At 62.4% G+C, this 15,984-nt stretch carries 14 protein-coding genes; 9 read left to right on the top strand and 5 right to left on the bottom strand.

All coding sequences use genetic code 11. The annotated features are described in order from the left end of the window. Window positions 1–54: 54 nt before the first annotated feature. On the bottom strand, window positions 55–1,167 hold the full coding sequence (locus UC34_RS10630; RefSeq protein WP_044455516.1) for an enoyl-CoA hydratase/isomerase family protein: 1,113 nt from the start codon (window positions 1,165–1,167) through the stop codon (window positions 55–57). A 183-nt stretch (window positions 1,168–1,350) separates the two neighbouring features. Continuing rightward, window positions 1,351–3,174: a translational GTPase TypA gene (gene typA / locus UC34_RS10625; RefSeq protein ID WP_044455515.1), complete on the bottom strand. Its 1,824-nt coding sequence runs from the start codon at window positions 3,172–3,174 to the stop codon at window positions 1,351–1,353. Window positions 3,175–3,452: 278 nt separating this feature from the next. On the opposite strand from typA, the gene UC34_RS10620 reads away from it, so the two are divergent. The 4 genes from UC34_RS10620 (at window position 3,453) to UC34_RS10605 (ending at window position 8,485) form a co-directional block, all read left to right on the top strand. Beyond that, window positions 3,453–3,953: a MarR family winged helix-turn-helix transcriptional regulator gene (locus UC34_RS10620; protein ID WP_044455514.1), complete on the top strand. Its 501-nt coding sequence runs from the start codon at window positions 3,453–3,455 to the stop codon at window positions 3,951–3,953. Between the two features lie 130 nt (window positions 3,954–4,083). Beyond that, window positions 4,084–5,607: an efflux transporter outer membrane subunit gene (locus UC34_RS10615; protein WP_044455513.1), complete on the top strand. Its 1,524-nt coding sequence runs from the start codon at window positions 4,084–4,086 to the stop codon at window positions 5,605–5,607. A 60-nt stretch (window positions 5,608–5,667) separates the two neighbouring features. Beyond that, on the top strand, window positions 5,668–6,897 hold the full coding sequence (locus tag UC34_RS10610) for an HlyD/EmrA/EmrK family protein (protein ID WP_044457999.1): 1,230 nt from the start codon (window positions 5,668–5,670) through the stop codon (window positions 6,895–6,897). Window positions 6,898–6,934: 37 nt separating this feature from the next. Then, window positions 6,935–8,485 (top strand): DHA2 family efflux MFS transporter permease subunit, encoded by a 1,551-nt coding sequence (locus tag UC34_RS10605; RefSeq protein WP_044455512.1) that lies wholly within the window; start codon window positions 6,935–6,937, stop codon window positions 8,483–8,485. Window positions 8,486–8,673: 188 nt separating this feature from the next. Here the strand turns inward: UC34_RS10605 and UC34_RS10600 are convergent, their stop codons facing one another. Beyond that, entirely contained in the window at window positions 8,674–8,994 is a 321-nt protein-coding gene (locus UC34_RS10600) for an AzlD family protein (protein WP_044455511.1), read from the bottom strand. Then, window positions 8,987–9,709, bottom strand: coding sequence for an AzlC family ABC transporter permease (locus tag UC34_RS10595; protein WP_044455510.1), 723 nt, complete (start codon window positions 9,707–9,709; stop codon window positions 8,987–8,989). The genes UC34_RS10600 and UC34_RS10595 overlap by 8 nt, the downstream gene beginning before the upstream one ends. Before the next feature lie 216 nt (window positions 9,710–9,925). Here UC34_RS10595 and UC34_RS10590 point away from each other — a divergent pair, with 216 nt between their 5' ends. The 5 genes from UC34_RS10590 to UC34_RS10570 all read left to right on the top strand — a co-directional run bounded on the left by UC34_RS10590 (window position 9,926) and on the right by UC34_RS10570 (window position 14,837). Continuing rightward, window positions 9,926–10,420 carry an acyl-CoA thioesterase gene (locus UC34_RS10590; RefSeq protein WP_044457998.1) on the top strand — a complete coding sequence of 165 codons (495 nt, stop codon included), beginning with the start codon at window positions 9,926–9,928 and terminating at the stop codon, window positions 10,418–10,420. A gap of 213 nt (window positions 10,421–10,633) precedes the next feature. Beyond that, complete coding sequence (locus UC34_RS10585; RefSeq protein WP_044455509.1) at window positions 10,634–10,843, top strand: cold-shock protein; 210 nt, start codon at window positions 10,634–10,636, stop codon at window positions 10,841–10,843. 477 nt (window positions 10,844–11,320) lie between these two features. Beyond that, window positions 11,321–12,757, top strand: a complete 1,437-nt coding sequence (locus UC34_RS10580) for a hypothetical protein (RefSeq protein ID WP_157123140.1) — start codon at window positions 11,321–11,323, stop codon at window positions 12,755–12,757. Window positions 12,758–12,761: 4 nt separating this feature from the next. Next, window positions 12,762–14,462, top strand: a complete 1,701-nt coding sequence (locus tag UC34_RS10575; RefSeq protein ID WP_044455507.1) for a hypothetical protein — start codon at window positions 12,762–12,764, stop codon at window positions 14,460–14,462. Between the two features lie 171 nt (window positions 14,463–14,633). Then, window positions 14,634–14,837 (top strand): cold-shock protein, encoded by a 204-nt coding sequence (locus tag UC34_RS10570; RefSeq protein WP_044455506.1) that lies wholly within the window; start codon window positions 14,634–14,636, stop codon window positions 14,835–14,837. Between the two features lie 45 nt (window positions 14,838–14,882). Here UC34_RS10570 and truB read toward each other — a convergent pair whose 3' ends face one another. Then, window positions 14,883–15,869 (bottom strand): tRNA pseudouridine(55) synthase TruB, encoded by a 987-nt coding sequence (gene truB, locus UC34_RS10565; protein WP_044455505.1) that lies wholly within the window; start codon window positions 15,867–15,869, stop codon window positions 14,883–14,885. Window positions 15,870–15,984 lie beyond the last annotated feature (115 nt).

Genomic DNA, 15,984 nt, shown 5'->3' with positions numbered 1-15,984 from the left:
GCGGTCAGTTGCGTCGCATTGCAAGCGGAGATGTCCGGGCCATCAAACCGCGAGTCACTTGCCCAGATCGCGCAGCGGGTTGTCGGCGCCTTGACGGTCACCGTCGAAGAATCGCTTGATATCTTCCGCTTTTACGGCTTCGATGCTCGGGTGCTGCCATTGCGGTTTGTGGTCCTTGTCGATCACCATGGCGCGAATGCCCTCCACGCCTTCCGCCCCCGTGCGGCCGTCGAGATTGAAGACGCTGCGCATCATCAGCCACTCTTCACGCAACTCGTCCGCGAGCGAGCGCTTTCGGGCGCGCCGCACCTGTTCAAGCGATACGCACACCATCAGCGGCGAACGCTTCGTGCGCAGCAAATCCTCCGTTTCTTCCGCCCAACCCGAATACTCGCAACGCGCCTCCAGCTTCAACGCCTTGAGGATGGCGGGCATATCGGGCAAACCGAAATGCGCGTCGATGACATCGCGCAGCGGGGCCAGCTTGCCCGGCGCGAGGCCCGGCGGCGGCAGGCTTTCGCGGCAGAAAGTGCGCGCGGCGTCGAGCACCGCTTCGCCGTCCTGCCAGTCGCCACTCGCGAGATGCTCACAAAGTGCGGGCAAGGACCCGCGCGGCAGCACCACGTCGGCCAGACCGATTTCGCAAGCATCCACGGCGCCGAACACAATCCCCGTCGTGCCGAGATACTCACCGAGGTGTCCGGCAAGGTTGGCGAGAAAGAAGCCACCGCCCACATCCGGGAACAGGCCAATGGCCGTCTCCGGCATCGCCATGCGTGTGGCTTCCGTCACGATGCGCAGCGCCGCGCCCTGCGAGATACCCATGCCGCCCCCCATGACCACGCCGTCCATCAGTGCGATATAGGGCTTTGGATATGACGCGATGGTGTAGTTCAGCGCGTACTCGTCGGTAAAGAAATCCATGATGTCCGTGCGACCGGCACTGATGGCTTCATGGAAATAACGAATGTCGCCACCGGCGCACAGGCCCTTCTCGCCCTCCCCCTGGAGCACAACACCCAGTATCTTCGGGTCGTCTCGCCACTCGGCGAGCGCCGTCGCCATGGCGCGAATCATGTCGTGCGACAGCGCATTGAGCGCTTTCGGGCGATTCAGGGTAATGAAGCCGATACGGCCACGAACGTCAGTGCGGAGAAAATCGGTCATGTCTGGCGTGTGCTCCAGAAACGTCAACGAATGGGGGAAAGGACGACATCAAGGGAAAAACTGGCGCTCGGGTTGCGCTCCAAAAAGCAAAAAGCCGGCGCAAGGCACCGGCTCTTCTTCCAACAGTCTGGTCTCGCGACGCGACGGACCGAAGTCCGCAGCGCCGCCATTCCATCGCCGGCTTTACTTCTCTTCGCGCGAAGCGCGCTTGCGCTCGTGTTCCTTCAGGAAACGCTTGCGCAGGCGAATCGTCTGCGGCGTGACTTCGACCAGTTCGTCGTCGTCGATGAATTCCACAGCGTATTCAAGGTTCAGCGCGATCGGCGGCACCAGACGCACGGCTTCGTCGGTCCCCGACGCACGCACGTTCGTCAACTGTTTGCCCTTGATCGGGTTGACCACGAGATCGTTGTCACGGCTGTGGATGCCGATGATCATGCCTTCGTACAGGGCGTCGCCCGGCGACACGAACATACGACCGCGATCTTGCAGTTTCCACAGCGCGTAGGCCACGGCGGCGCCGTCGTCCTGCGAAATCAGCACGCCATTGCGACGCTCGCCCAGCGAACCATCCTTGAGCGGTGCGTAAGCATCGAAAATATGGCTCATCAGGCCCGTACCACGGGTCATCGACAGGAAGTCGCCCTGGAAGCCGATCAGACCACGCGCCGGAATGCGATATTCCAGGCGCGTGCGGCCACGGCCGTCCGACACCATGTCCAGCATTTCGCCCTTGCGACGGCCGATTTCTTCCATGACCGCGCCCTGGTGCTCGTCTTCCAGGTCGATGGTCAGCATTTCGTACGGCTCGTGCTTCACGCCGTCGATTTCCTTGAGCACCACGCGCGGGCGCGACACGGCCAGTTCATAGCCTTCGCGACGCATGTTCTCGATAAGAATCGTCAGGTGCAGTTCGCCACGGCCCGACACTTCGAAGACGGAATCCTCATCGGTGTCCTTCACGCGCAGCGCCACGTTGTGATTCAGTTCCTTGTCCAGACGGTCGCGGATCTGACGGCTCGTCACGAACTTGCCTTCACGGCCGGCCAGCGGCGACGTGTTCACACAGAAGTTCATCGTGAGCGTCGGCTCGTCGACGGTCAGCAGCGGCAGCGCTTCAGGCGTATCGACGTCGCAGATCGTCGCGCCGATACCCACGTCTTCGATACCGTTGATCAGGACGATGTCGCCAGCCTGGGCGCCTTCCTCCGACATCACGCGCTCGAGACCCTTGAAGGTCAGCACCTGATTGATCTTGCGCTTGAGAATTTCACCGTCCGGGCCCGAGCGCATGACCACTTGCTGGCCCGGCTTGATACGCCCGCGCGTGATACGGCCAATACCGATACGGCCGACGAACGTCGAGTAGTCGAGCGAGCTGATCTGCAATTGCAGCGGCGCGTCCGGATCGGCGTCGCGCACCGGCACGTGTTCGAGAATCGCATCGAACAGCGGCTTCATCGTGCCTTCGCGAACGTTCGAGTCGAGGCTGGCGAAGCCATTGAGCGCCGACGCATAGACGACCGGGAAGTCGAGCTGTTCGTTGGTCGCACCGAGCTTGTCCATCAGGTCGAAGGTCTGGTCGATGACCCAGTCAGGACGTGCGCCCGGACGGTCGATCTTGTTGACCACGACGATCGGCTTCAGGCCGAGGCCCAGCGCCTTGCGCGTGACGAAGCGCGTTTGCGGCATCGGGCCTTCGACGGCGTCGACGACCAGCAGCACGCTGTCGACCATCGAGAGCACACGCTCCACCTCACCGCCGAAGTCCGCGTGTCCCGGGGTATCGACGATGTTGATGTGCGTGCCTTCGTATTCGACGGCGCAGTTTTTGGCGAGGATCGTGATGCCGCGCTCTTTTTCGATGTCGTTCGAGTCCATCACGCGTTCAGCGACTTGCTGGTTTTCGCGGAAGGTGCCCGACTGGCGCAGCAGTTGGTCGACGAGCGTGGTTTTGCCGTGGTCGACGTGCGCGATGATGGCGATATTACGGAGAGCGCGGGTCATGAAAGAGGTGCTCGAAAAGCCTTTGGAGAATCCGCGATTCTACCACTCGCGCATGTCGCACGTCATGGTCTTTCTGCATTGCAACAACGTGGTGCGGGTTTGACTCACTCGCGACACGAATTTCCGACGCCCCGCCCTCTCCGTCCCCCACGCCCCGCCCCTAGAACAAGCCGTCTAATTTTCGTCGAAATATTTGCCTAGTCAACTATTGCATCGACTTGCAATTAATTAAGTACCCGCTATAATCGTGACAAGTCAACTATTGCAACTGCACGAAAATGTCCGAACCTCCCGTGGTCTCTTCAGCGAGCGCGCCGACTTCCCAGCCGCAAGCCGATCCTCCGCGCAACAGCTACAACATCGACGATTCCCTCGGGTATCTCGTGGCCCGCGTGCGTCAGTTGATCCTTGCGGAATTGACGAAGGAGACCTCGCAGTACGGGCTGACCAGCACGCAAGCCACCATGCTTTACAAGGTGGCCACAGGCAAGAGCAAGACGGCGGCCGATCTGGCCCGTGACTACTGCATCGACGCGAGTGCCGTCACCCGGCTGCTCGACCGCCTCGAAGCCCATGGGCTGCTGGTTCGCGAGCGCAGCAAGATGGACCGCCGGACCGTGAATCTGAGCGCGACCGAAGCCGGTTACGCCATGGCCGACCGGATGCCGGACATCTTCACCCGCGCCGCCGATCATCTGATGCGAGGATTCAGCGTGGAGGAAGTGGGTTTCCTGAAGAGTTTGTTGCGCCGGGTGATCGTCAACGGCGAAGCCGGCTGACGGCGCCCCACCTTGCCGAATCGCCCGGATTTCCCCCCAGAAAAGCCTGTCGAGTCCACAATTTCATGCCTCGTCAGTGCCCGTTTCCCGATTATTGTCAGTACAAGACTTCTCTCGTAAAGGTTTTGCGATGAAAGCGGCCTCACCGTTCCTCCCGCATCTGCGGGCCCGCTCAGCGATTTCCGCCCTCTGTCTGGCGGCTGTGACGCTGGGCTTTGCCGGTTGCGCGAACTTCGCCGGCATCCACAGCGACAAGCAGATCAGCACGCCCGATCAGTATCAGACCCAGCGCAGCCTGCCCTCCGAGGGCGGACAGTGGCCGGGCACGGACTGGGCACAGCGTTTCGGCGATCCGCAGCTCGTTTCCCTGATCGACGAAGCCCTTGCCGGCAACCCCGATCTCGCCATGGCCGCCGCCCGTCTGAAAGCGGCACAGGCGCAGACCGAAGGGGCGGCGGCGGCTCTGTTGCCATCGGTCAATTTCTCGGGTGACATCTACCGCGAGAAATTCACGGAAAACACCATCTACCCGCCGGGTTACGGCGGTACGTGGTTCACGCAAGGCGACCTGACCGCTTCGCTCTCGTGGGAGCTCGATCTGTGGGGCAAGAACCGTTCGGCACGTGCACAAGCCACGTCCGCCGAGCGTGCCGAGGAAGCGGAAGATCAGGAAGTGCGTCTTGCCCTCTCGACGGCTGTGGCGCGCGCCTACAACCAGCTCGCCCAACAGTACGCGCTGCACGACGTGCTCGAACGCATCGGCAAGCAACGCCAGAACCTCGGCAAACTGACGGCCGACCGCGTGCGCGCGGGTCTCGACACGCAAGTCGAGCAAAAGCAGGCCGACAGCAACAGCGCCGACGTCCAGACGCAACTGGCCCAGCTCGAGGGCCAGATCCTGCTCACGCGTCACCAGCTTGGCGTGCTGCTCGGCAAGGGACCGGACCGCGGCCTGGAAATCGCGCGGCCGAAGCTGGCGCAACTGCCCACGCCCGCCCTGCCCGACAACCTGCCGCTTGCGCTGCTCGGCCGTCGCCCGGACATCGTCTCGGCGCGCTGGGGCGTGGAGTCGCAGCTTCAGGGGGTGGATGTCGCCAAGGCCCGTTTCTATCCGGACGTGAACCTCAATGCCGCCTTCGGCTTTTCCACGTTCGGGCTGGGCAAGCTGATCGACCCGAGCAGCCAGAACATTCAGGCCGGTCCGGTGATTTCGCTGCCGATCTTTGACGGTGGACGCCTGCGCGCCAACCTGAAGGGTCAGTACGCCGCGTATGAGAGCGCCGTCGCCAACTACGACTCGACGCTCAACAAGGCGCTCGGCGACATTGCCGATCGCATGTCCTCGATTCGCTCTGCGGACAAGCAGATGGTGTCGCAACGCGTCGCGCAAGATGCCGCCCAACGTGCCTACGACCTGGCCATCGACCGCTACAAGGCAGGCCTCACGCCGCAACTGACCGTGCTCACCGCCGAGTCGTCGTTGCTGGTGCAGGAACAGGCCCGCGTGAACATCGACTTCGCCCGTCGCGATCAGCAAATCGGCCTGATCAAGGCGCTGGGCGGTGGTTTCGATGCGCAAGCCGCCGGCCTCGTCGTCGGTCAGGAACGCCCGGCAAAGACCGGGGACGACACCGGCAACGCGCAGACACACTAGGCGCCACACAAAACAAGACAAACGTCAAAAGCACATTGAGAGATTAGTACGGAGCAAATGATGAGCGAGAACCAACAACAAGCGCCCGCCCAACCGGCGCAGAACAATGGCAAGCGCCGCCGCATGATGCTGACGCTCACGGCCGTGATCGCCATTGCGGCCATCGGCTACGGCGCTTACTACGCGCTGTACGCGCGCTATTACGAAGACACCGACGATGCGTACGTCGCTGGCAACGTCGTGCAGATCACCCCGCAAGTGGCCGGCACCGTCACCGGCGTGAAGGCCGACGACACGCAGATGGTCAAGGCCGGTCAGCCGCTGGTCACGCTCGACCAGACCGACGCGCGCGTCTCGCTGCTGCAAGCCGAAGCCAACCTCGCGCAGACCGTGCGCCAGGTGCGCACGTATTTCGTGAACAACGACGCCTATGCTGCCACGGTTGCGATGCGCGAATCGGAACTGACCAAAGCGCAGGCCGATGTGAAGCGCCGCGAGATGGCGATCGCCACCGGCGCCGTGTCGCGTGAAGAACTGGCGCACGCGCAGGACGCCGTGAAGTCCGCTCAGGCCGCGCTCGAACAGGCGCGCGCGCAGTTGGTGTCGAACAAGGCGCTCACCGACAAAACGTCGGTGACCACGCACCCGAACGTGCAGCAAGCCGCAGCGAAGGTGCGCGCCGCCTATCTCGACTACGCCCGTACGTCGATCCCGGCGCCGGTGGACGGCTATGTCGCCAAGCGCTCCGTGCAGGTCGGCCAGCGTGTGGCGACCGGCGCCCCCCTCATGGCGCTGGTGCCGCTCAACGAAGTGTGGGTCGACGCAAACTTCAAGGAAGTGCAGATCGCGCATATGCGCGTTGGTCAGCCGGTAACGCTCACGGCGGACGTGTACGGTTCGTCCGTGGAGTACAAGGGTACCGTCGCGGGCTTCTCCGCCGGCACGGGCAGCGCCTTCTCGCTGCTGCCGGCGCAGAACGCCACGGGCAACTGGATCAAGGTGGTGCAGCGTCTGCCGGTGCGTATCGCACTCGACCCGAAGCAGTTGCAACAGCATCCGCTGCGCGTCGGCCTGTCGATGCAAGTCAAGGTCAACGTACGTAATACCGACGGCAAGGAGCTGGGCGAAGCGCCTGCCCTGCCCGTGTATTCGACCGACGTGTACGACAAGGTCGGCCATGACGCCGACGACATCGTCGCCAAGATCATCACCGAGAACGCCGGTGCCGCCGCCAACGCGGGCGGCGCCAGCGACACGCGCAATCAGCCGGCCCGCGCTCGTCCCCTGTAAATCGGAGGGGGGTGCCCCCCACCCCCTTTGACACCTCATGGCAACTCAAAACGCTCCTGCCCCTCTGTCGGGGGGGCAGCTGGTACTCGGCACCATCGCGTTGTCTCTCGCCACGTTCATGAACGTGCTCGACACATCGATTGCCAATGTATCGATTCCCGCCATCTCCGGCGACCTCGGTGTCTCGTCGAGCCAGGGGACGTGGGTGATTACGTCGTTCGCTGTCGCCAATGCCATTTCGGTGCCGCTCACGGGCTGGCTGACGGAGCGCTTCGGCGCGGTGCGGCTGTTCATCACGTCCATCCTGCTGTTCGTGCTGGCGTCGTGGCTGTGCGGCATGGCGCCGACGCTCGAAATTCTGCTCGCCGCCCGGGTGCTGCAAGGCGCGGTGGCCGGGCCGATGATTCCGCTCTCGCAATCGCTGCTGCTCTCGAGCTACCCCCCAGCGAAGAGTTCGATGGCTCTCGCCTTGTGGGGCATGACGACACTCGTCGCGCCGGTGATGGGCCCGATTCTCGGCGGCTGGATCTCGGACAACTACCACTGGCCGTGGATCTTCTACATCAACATTCCGGTCGGCATCGCCGCCGCGTATGTGACCTGGCTCATCTATGCCAAGCGCGAAACGCCGACGCATCGCAAACCGATCGACACCGTCGGCCTCGCTTTGCTCGTGTTGTGGGTCGGTTCGTTGCAGGTGATGCTCGACAAGGGCAAGGAGCTCGACTGGTTCAATTCGTCGACGATCGTCGTGCTCGCGCTCGTGGCGCTGGTGTCGTTCTGCTTCTTCGTCGTGTGGGAGATTACCGAGAAGCATCCGGTGGTCGATCTCACGCTCTTCAAGCGGATCAACTTCACCGGGGGCGTCATCGCGATTTCGGTCGGCTACGGCTTGTTCTTCGGCAACCTCGTGATCCTGCCGCAGTGGCTTCAGATCTATCTGGGCTACACGGCGACGGAGGCCGGTCTGGTCATGGCGCCCGTGGGGCTGTTCGCGATCATTCTGTCGCCGCTGATCGGCAAGTTCCTGCCCAGGCTCGATGCCCGCTGGGTCGTGACCGTCTCGTTCCTGCTGTTTGCCCTCGTGTTCCTGATGCGCTCGCACTTCAACACGCTGGTCGACACACGCACGCTGATGATTCCGACGTTCCTGCAGGGCGTGCCGATGTCGATGTTCTTCATCCCGCTCACGGCCATCATCCTGTCGGGCCTGCCGGGGCATCGCATTCCGGCAGCTGCCGGATTGTCGAACTTCGTGCGGATCACGTGCGGCGCCGTCGGTACGTCGATCGCCACCACGGTCTGGGACAACCGGATTTCGCTGCACCACGCGCAGTTGACGGAAAAGCTCACGCCGTACGATCCCTCGTTCAACGGTTCGGTACAGACGCTCAACGAGCTCGGCATGTCGACACCGCAGGCCCACGGTTACATCGACCGCCTGGTCACGCAGCAGTCGGCCATGCTCGGTGCGAACGACATCTTCTGGATCTCGGCGGTGCTGTTCGTGCTGATGATCGTCATGGTGTGGGTCACGCGCCCGATTCGGGGTGGCGGCGGCGCCGATGCCGCAGCCGGCGCCCACTGAGCCCACTGAGTCCACTGAGTACGCCATACAGGCTTCCCCCCGAGTGCCCGGCCCTGCTCTGTACTACCGGGCACTTCTTGAACCCCGCTGAAGTTGGCGGGGTTTTTTTATGGCAGAGGTGAAAATCGACTCGGCCCGTCACGTCCGCGGCATCCGGTCCGCGGCATCACGCCCGATGCATCACCCCGTCACCCCATGAGATAGCGCAGCGCGGCGGTCGCCACAATGCTGATGACGACCGTCGGAAGCAAGGAACAGCGCATCGCAACGAAGAGCGTGACGGCCAACGCCATCAGATCGGCAGGACGCTCGGCGACGAACGATGGCGCAATCACCGAGATCAGCACGCAACCCGGCAGGCACTCCATGACCGAGCGCATACGCGGACTCAATGCGCGATCGCGCAACAACCAAAACCCGACGATGCGCGTGGCGTAGGTCGTCACCGCCATCAGGGCAACGGTGGCGATGGGAAGGAGCGTCGTGATGAGCGTGGGAGTATCAGGCATGACGTGGCTCCATCAAAACGGCGGCGAGCAGGCCGGTCACGGCGCCCACCGCGACGTACCACGATCCCGGGACATACAGGTAAGTCAGCGCTGCGGCGACGAGGCTGACGAGCCAGGGCAGGCTCTTGCGCAGGCCGCGCCACATGCCGCGCAGCAACACGAGGAAGACGGCGGTAAACGCCATGTCGAAGCCGTACTGCTCGATGTCGCCCAGCACCGGCCCCAACACGGCCCCGAGTGCGGTAAAGGCAATCCACGTGAGCCACAGGTTGATGGCCACGCCCAGGTAATACGGCAAGCTGATTCGGTTTGCCTTGCGCGCATGGGTATCGGCCAGCGCCATCGCCCAGGCTTCGTCGCACATCAGGAACAGCGCGGGCAAGGCGCGCCGCAACGGCACGTGGCGAAACAGCGGCGCGAAGGCTGCCCCCATCAGAATGTGACGGGAATTGACGAGGCACGACATGGCCACGATCAGGGCGAGATGCGGTGGCGACGTCCACAGGTGGACGGCCGTGAACTCCGAGCCGCCAGCGAAATTCATCCCGGTCATGAGCGGCACCAGCCACGTGGGCATTCCCTTCTGGGTCGCCTGCGCGCCGAGCACCATGGCAAACGGCACGAAACCGAGCATGACGGGCAAGGCGGCTCGCATGCCGCGCGCGACTTCAAGTTTGGCATCCGACTGCGACGACGACGCAGTGGAAGAAGACATTCCGGACACAACCACTCCTGCAAGAACAACTGGCCGCGCAGAATAGCGCAGGCGCGCGCCTTCGTCTTGCATGTTCTTGCGGTTTTGCGAGGCACCGGCAAGCGTGTCGCAATCGCAGTATCATTGCGCATCCCCCGGCTGCATGCCCCCAGCCCCCCAGACTCAAATGCCATGGCAGGCCGGGACGGCACGACTCGTCAGAAAAAAGCGAACATCATGAATACCCCGCAGAACCCCATCGAACGCTCCGAAGTCACTTTCCGCTTTCTGGCCGAACCGGCTGCCGTCAACTTCGGCGGCAAGGTCCATGGCGGCTCGCTGATGAAGTGGATCGACGAAGTGGCCTACGCGTGCGCTGCCACGTGGTCCGGCCGCTATTGCGTGACGGTCAGCGTTGGCAACATTCGCTTCCGTCGTCCGATTCTGGTGGGTAACCTGGTGGAGTTGCGCGCGCGCATCGTCGCGACGGGGCGCACGAGCATGCATATCCACGTGTCGGTGCACGCGGGCGATCCGAAGTGGGGCGAACTGCGCCAGACGACCGACTGCCTGATGGTGTTCGTCGCCGTCGACGAGAGCAACCACCCGGTCGGTGTCCCGTCGTTCGAGCCGAAAACCGACGAGCAGAAGGCATTGGCCAAGTACGCCATGGACGTGAAGGCCGCGCTGGACGCCATCGTCGAGCTCAAGCCGGAAAACGTCACGAACTGATAGGCCGTCGTTGTGCCGTCGTCACTCTGCCACCCCGCTGTGGTCGAAGCGATGACGGGACGATCCAGCGACGATGTCACCCATTCATTACCATCACATATGACTGCGCGCGGGTTGCGCCGTCTGCAGGGGCGATCCCGCTTCACTACGCGCGGCTCGCCGTGCAAACTCAGGGATTTGCGTTCGATTCGCCGTTTCGAGAGAGAGCAAAACATGCCACGCGGAACCGTCAAGCGTTATTACCCGGAAAAGGGGTATGGGTTTATCACCCCGGACGACAACAGCGAAGTCGTTTTTGTCCACGAAACCGAGATTTGCATCCCCGGCACCTCGACGCTTCAGACAGGTCAGGTCGTCGAGTACGAAGTCACACCCGGCGATGCCTACCTGCTCGCGATGAATGTTCGCGAAGCCAAGGGCTGACGCCGCAGCTTCCCCCTCCCACCTGACAACGTTGACAGTTACCAGTGGCGCCGCCGAATGGTGCAATGAGGTGCATGCGCCCTGCCCCTGACATGGGCCGGGCGCACCTCACGTTCATTCGGACGATTCCGGAGGTATGCGATGCACCCGCATTCGCTTCGCCGCAAGGTTCTGCGCCTGCTTGCCGGCTGTCGGCAATGCGCTTTCGCACGCGCAACCCCAATGAAAGCGCAACGCGGGCGCCCCGTCATGCCGGCCTGCCGAACGTCATTCGGCAGGCATATCTGGCGGCGAGTGTGGCGCAGCGTCCTGCCGGGCATCGTGGGGTGCCTCGCCGCGCTGCCCGCCCATGCGCTCTCCGGCGCTGACGTCGCCCATATCGTCAACGCCCGGTACAACGACATACGCGCTTATTGCTACATCGACAAGCCAGCGTACTTTTGCGCCGGGCTGATCGTTCGCCCCCTCGAAGGCGGTGTGGCCGTGGATTTCTGGGCGCCGACGCCCAGTGAATCGGCGGCGCAATCCATGTCGTTCGTGTATCTCAGGCGCGATGTCGATGTTGGCCGCCTGCCCTACAGCGCAGGCTTCATCCTTTCCGATTCGCTAACGGCCATCGAGCAGGGCAAGCCGATGAATGTCCGATGCGTCTATCCGCTGAATGAGGCGGTGTCGGGCCAAAGTGGCGATCACGGGTGCAATCTGGGCGGTGGCGATACGGGCGCTCCGGATTTGAATTCGTGCGACGCAAACGGTGTTACCGACGTTGCCGACTGGTTGACACATCATGCCGCGAATGGATGGCAGTGTTCGTTCAGCGTCAACGTTGCGACCAAGTTCTATACCGCTTTGCAGGCGCGCAAGGCCTATGCCGACAACACACGTTTGCCGTCGATGTTGATTGCCCCGTGGACAATCGATGCGCCTCACGCCATTCCCTTTCAAGCGATCTATTTCGACGTCTCTAACGGCGGCCAGCTTGTGCAAGCGCAGCAGTATCAGATGGCGTATTACAAGGCGACCGGCGAGTGGCTGCCGATCCTGCGGATGGCGTTCGATGCGGCAGGCGAAGCGTCGTTTGCGTTCGCGCAGGAGGATCAACTGGATGCTGGATTCGCGGTGGCCGATCACTTGAACGAGCGGTTTAACGAGACCCCCGGTGAGTGCCCCGGTGCGAAGGCCATCGTGTACTGCAGCGGTGTCATCGTTCGCGCCGTCAATACCCAAAGCGCCGCATGGAATCCCAGCGCGGATGCGATAGCCAAAAACGGGGTTTCGGCATCCTTCTTGCGCACCGATGGGCACGTCCGGACGCCGTACCGGGGGACTGGTCTGGTCTTTCGGCCACTGGATGCCCCCGCAGCTTACCCACTGACGCCACGATGCATCTATGCGCCGGACGGCAACCTGCACAAACGAGAAGACGGCTGTGGTCCATCGACTTTGGGGCCGGACACGGGCCCCTGTGCAGCGATCGGTATCGACACGGTGGCCAAGTGGCTTCCGCATTACGCGCAATACGGTGCGCAGGGATGCTCGTTTGCCGTCACCGTGGCGGGCGTCGCCTTGTCCTTTGAAGCGCGACGCACCTTCACATGGCCACCTGCCGGATATGAGGGCCGAAACGAATTGGTCATCGTGCCGTGGCCGGCGGACATTCCCGGATCGTTGCCGCTGGAAGCCATCTTCTATTCGGAGTTGGAGTATTCGCTCCCCAAGGCACAAGCGATCCAACTCGATTACTACACACAGACCGGTCGATTTTTGCCCGTTGTCCACATCCTGTTTCCCATGCCGATTGCAGGCACGATCTTCACCTATCACGCCGAAGATCAAGCGACGGCGAGAGGCGCAGCGGGTCTTAATGCACCCGTATCGTTCGTGCGGGAAGGCAACGAGAGCGACCCGGACTAACGAAATGACGAGATTGCGTCCTCACACGGTATCGCGCGATCGCTTGCGGCAAGCGTGGGGTTGCTTCCTGCTAGCCCTTTCCTGTCTCGCCGCCCTGCCCGCGCACGCCCTCTCCGGCACCGACATCGCGCATATCGTCAACGGCCGCTATAACGACACACGGACACACTGCGCCATCGACAAGCCCGCCTATTTTTGCGCTGGGTTGATCGTGCGTCCCCTCAACGGAAATTCGGCGACGAATTTCTGGGCCCCCACTTCCGGCGAAGCCGCCGCGCAGTCCATGTCGTTCGTGTATCTGCGGCGCGACGTGGATGTCGCTCGTCTGCCGTATAGCGCCGGGTTCATTTTGTCGGATGCGTTGACGGCCATCGGGCATGGCAAACCGATGCACGTCCGGTGTGCATATCCCCTTGACGAAGCAGTGTCCGCCGGCAGCGGCGATCATGGTTGCAATCTTGGCGGTGGCGATATTGGGGCACCGGATCTGAATTCATGCGATGCAAATGGTGTTACCGACGCCGCGGGCTGGATGTCACATCACGCCGCGAATGGATGGCAATGTTCCTTCAGCGTCAATGTGGCGACCAAGTTCTATACCGCTTTGCTGGCGCACAAGGCTTATGCCGACACCACACGGACACCGTCGCTGTTAGTCGCACCGTGGACGATCGATGCGCCCCGCGCCATCCCCATTCAAGCGATTTATTTCGACGTCTCTAATGGCGGACAGCTTGCGCAGGCGCAGCAGTATCAAATGGCGTATCACAAGGCGACTGGCGAGTGGTTGACGATTTTGCGGATGGGGTTCGATCCGGGAGGCAAGGCGACGTTTGGATTTGCCGAGGATGATCAGTTGGACTATGGGTTCGCGGTGGCTGATGACCTGAACCGGCGGTTTAATGACACGCGGCGGGAATGTCCCGGCGGGAAGGCTTCGGTGTATTGCAGCGGGGTGGTGATTCGAGGCGTCGCCCCCGGAAACGCTTCCTGGAATCCCAGTCAGGATGCAATCAATAAAAACGGCGTTTCGACGTCATTTCTGCGTACCGATGCTCAGTTTTACATTCCTTTCCGCCCCCAAGGTCTGGTGTTTCGACCATTGGACGCCCCTTCCGCGTACCACGTGACGCCACGATGCATGTATCCTCCGGACGGCAACCTTCACCTACGAACAGACGGTTGCGGTCCGTCAAGCGCCGGTCCCGCGACTGGCCCCTGCGCAGCAATCGGTGTCGACACGTTAGCGAAATGGCTAAGTCATTTCGCGCAATATAGCTCTCGGGGTTGCTCATTCGCCATCACTGTCGATGCCTTTGAATTGAGCCTCGAAGCACGGAGAACCTTCGGATGGCCTCCGACGGGTGCATACGCGACGCGAAACGAACTGGTCATTGCGGCATGGCCGCCGAACATCCCTGGGTCGTTACCGCTGGAGGCATTCTTCTACTCGGACACGCCGACACTCGCTGGCACGCAGACCATTCAACGCGCCTATTACGCGACGACCGGCCGATTCCTGCCAATCGTGAAGATGGAAAACCCATTGCCGATCGCTGGCATCGTTTTCACCTATCGCGCAGACGATCAATCCACGGCGCAAGGGGGAGCAGGTCTCATCGCACCTTCTGTCCCATCCGAGCGCGAAAGCAACGACACCGCCCCCATGGGACAAGATGACGGGGACGCATTTTCCCGACCTTAATGCGATCCGTCACGCCAACGCACCTGACAACCTTGACAGTTACCTCCGTCAACATTCGGTGCTCAAATGCCCTTGTGCTCGCGGCTGGTTCAGAACGTTCACCCGACGGATCGGTGAACGTCCGTTACGCCGTATGGCACATCGATCCGTTGTCTCGATCAGGAGTCCGCCATGGCACGGGGAACAGTGAAGTGGTTCAACAGTGAAAAGGGGTATGGCTTCATTTCACCCGATGACGGGGGCGCAGACCTGTTCGTTCACTTTTCGGCAGTCGCTACCGAAGGTTTCGTGGAGCTTGCGGAAGGTCAGGCGGTCGAATTCGAAGTCACGCAAGGCCCGAAAGGCCCGCAGGCGATCGCTGTTCGCCGGTGTTAGCGTCGTCCGACCGGACTCAAGACGTCGGGCGCGCAAACGCGGCGTTCATTGCGTCTTGAGCAACCGCTGCGGGGTGAGCAACGCTTCGCCGTCAAGACGTGCAACGCCCAGCAGGCGGGCAGCGATGTCGGTGGTGGCTTCGGCATAGACCTTCACTTCGATGCCGTCGTGCGTCGCGGCGCACTCGCGCAACGTCTGCGGGCAGCGCGTTTCGTCCAAACGCAAACGCTGGCCGTGATTGAAGCGCTTGGCGAGCATGTCATCGAGCCACACAGCCGGGAGCGTCTTGAGCAAGGCGTCGACCGGCGCCAGCTTCGCCACGCGTTGCGCATGGTCGAGCGCATTCAGGTCTTCCAGCGTCACCGCACCTTCCAGGGTCAGTGGCCCCACTGCCGTACGCCGCAATGCGCGCAGATGTGCGCCACATCCCAACGCCTCACCGATATCCTCCGCCAGCGTGCGCACGTAAGTGCCCTTGCTGCATGTCACGCGGAAGGTGAATTCGTTCGCGTCGGGCAACGCACATTCCGTCATTTCCAGCAGATGGATCGTCACCGCGCGCGCCTCGCGCTCCAGCGTCTGCCCGGCACGCGCGTATTCGTACAAAGGCTTGCCGTCGCGCTTGAGCGCGGAATACATCGGCGGCACCTGGGAGATCGGTCCCGTGAAGCGCGGCAGCACAGCACGAATCGCGGCCTCGTCCACAGTGACCGGACGCGTTTGCAATACCTCCCCTTCCGCATCGCCGGTCGTCGTCGTTTCGCCCAGACGCACACGTGCCTCGTACGTCTTGTCGGCTTCGAGCAAATCTTGCGAAAACTTCGTCGCCTCGCCGAAACATAGCGGCAGCAACCCCGTTGCCAGGGGATCGAGCGTGCCGGTGTGGCCCGCCTTCAACGCCTGAAGCAGCCGCTTGGCCTTGATCAAGGCGTCGTTGGACGACATGCCGATTGGCTTGTCGAGCAGCAACACGCCGTCGAGCGGAAAACGAGGGAGTTTTTGGCGGGGTGCCTGCGAACGCGGGTCCGTCATGTGCGGGAAGTGCTTGAGAAATTCGTATGGGAGTCAGCCATCGCACGCGTCAAACGTGCGCAGGCATCGCAGTGCCGCCGGGTTCGCTTTGCGCCAGCCCGGCAGGCTGCGTCGT

Origin of the sequence: Pandoraea vervacti, assembly GCF_000934605.2 — a bacterium.
GTDB classification, from domain to species: Bacteria; Pseudomonadota; Gammaproteobacteria; order Burkholderiales; family Burkholderiaceae; genus Pandoraea; species Pandoraea vervacti.
Note: the sequence above shows the minus strand (reverse complement) of the source record. Positions and strands in the feature narration are given on the sequence as shown.

Coding starts and splice junctions, on each gene's coding strand:
- UC34_RS10630 (WP_044455516.1), bottom strand. CDS start 1,167: ATGACCGATTTTCTCCGCACTGACGTTCGTGGCCGTATCGGCTTCATT.
- truB (WP_044455505.1), bottom strand. CDS start 15,869: ATGACGGACCCGCGTTCGCAGGCACCCCGCCAAAAACTCCCTCGTTTT.
- UC34_RS10605 (WP_044455512.1), top strand. CDS start 6,935: ATGGCAACTCAAAACGCTCCTGCCCCTCTGTCGGGGGGGCAGCTGGTA.
- UC34_RS10590 (WP_044457998.1), top strand. CDS start 9,926: ATGAATACCCCGCAGAACCCCATCGAACGCTCCGAAGTCACTTTCCGC.
- UC34_RS10585 (WP_044455509.1), top strand. CDS start 10,634: ATGCCACGCGGAACCGTCAAGCGTTATTACCCGGAAAAGGGGTATGGG.
- typA (WP_044455515.1), bottom strand. CDS start 3,174: ATGACCCGCGCTCTCCGTAATATCGCCATCATCGCGCACGTCGACCAC.
- UC34_RS10570 (WP_044455506.1), top strand. CDS start 14,634: ATGGCACGGGGAACAGTGAAGTGGTTCAACAGTGAAAAGGGGTATGGC.
- UC34_RS10575 (WP_044455507.1), top strand. CDS start 12,762: ATGACGAGATTGCGTCCTCACACGGTATCGCGCGATCGCTTGCGGCAA.
- UC34_RS10615 (WP_044455513.1), top strand. CDS start 4,084: ATGAAAGCGGCCTCACCGTTCCTCCCGCATCTGCGGGCCCGCTCAGCG.
- UC34_RS10600 (WP_044455511.1), bottom strand. CDS start 8,994: ATGCCTGATACTCCCACGCTCATCACGACGCTCCTTCCCATCGCCACC.
- UC34_RS10595 (WP_044455510.1), bottom strand. CDS start 9,709: ATGTCTTCTTCCACTGCGTCGTCGTCGCAGTCGGATGCCAAACTTGAA.
- UC34_RS10610 (WP_044457999.1), top strand. CDS start 5,668: ATGAGCGAGAACCAACAACAAGCGCCCGCCCAACCGGCGCAGAACAAT.
- UC34_RS10620 (WP_044455514.1), top strand. CDS start 3,453: ATGTCCGAACCTCCCGTGGTCTCTTCAGCGAGCGCGCCGACTTCCCAG.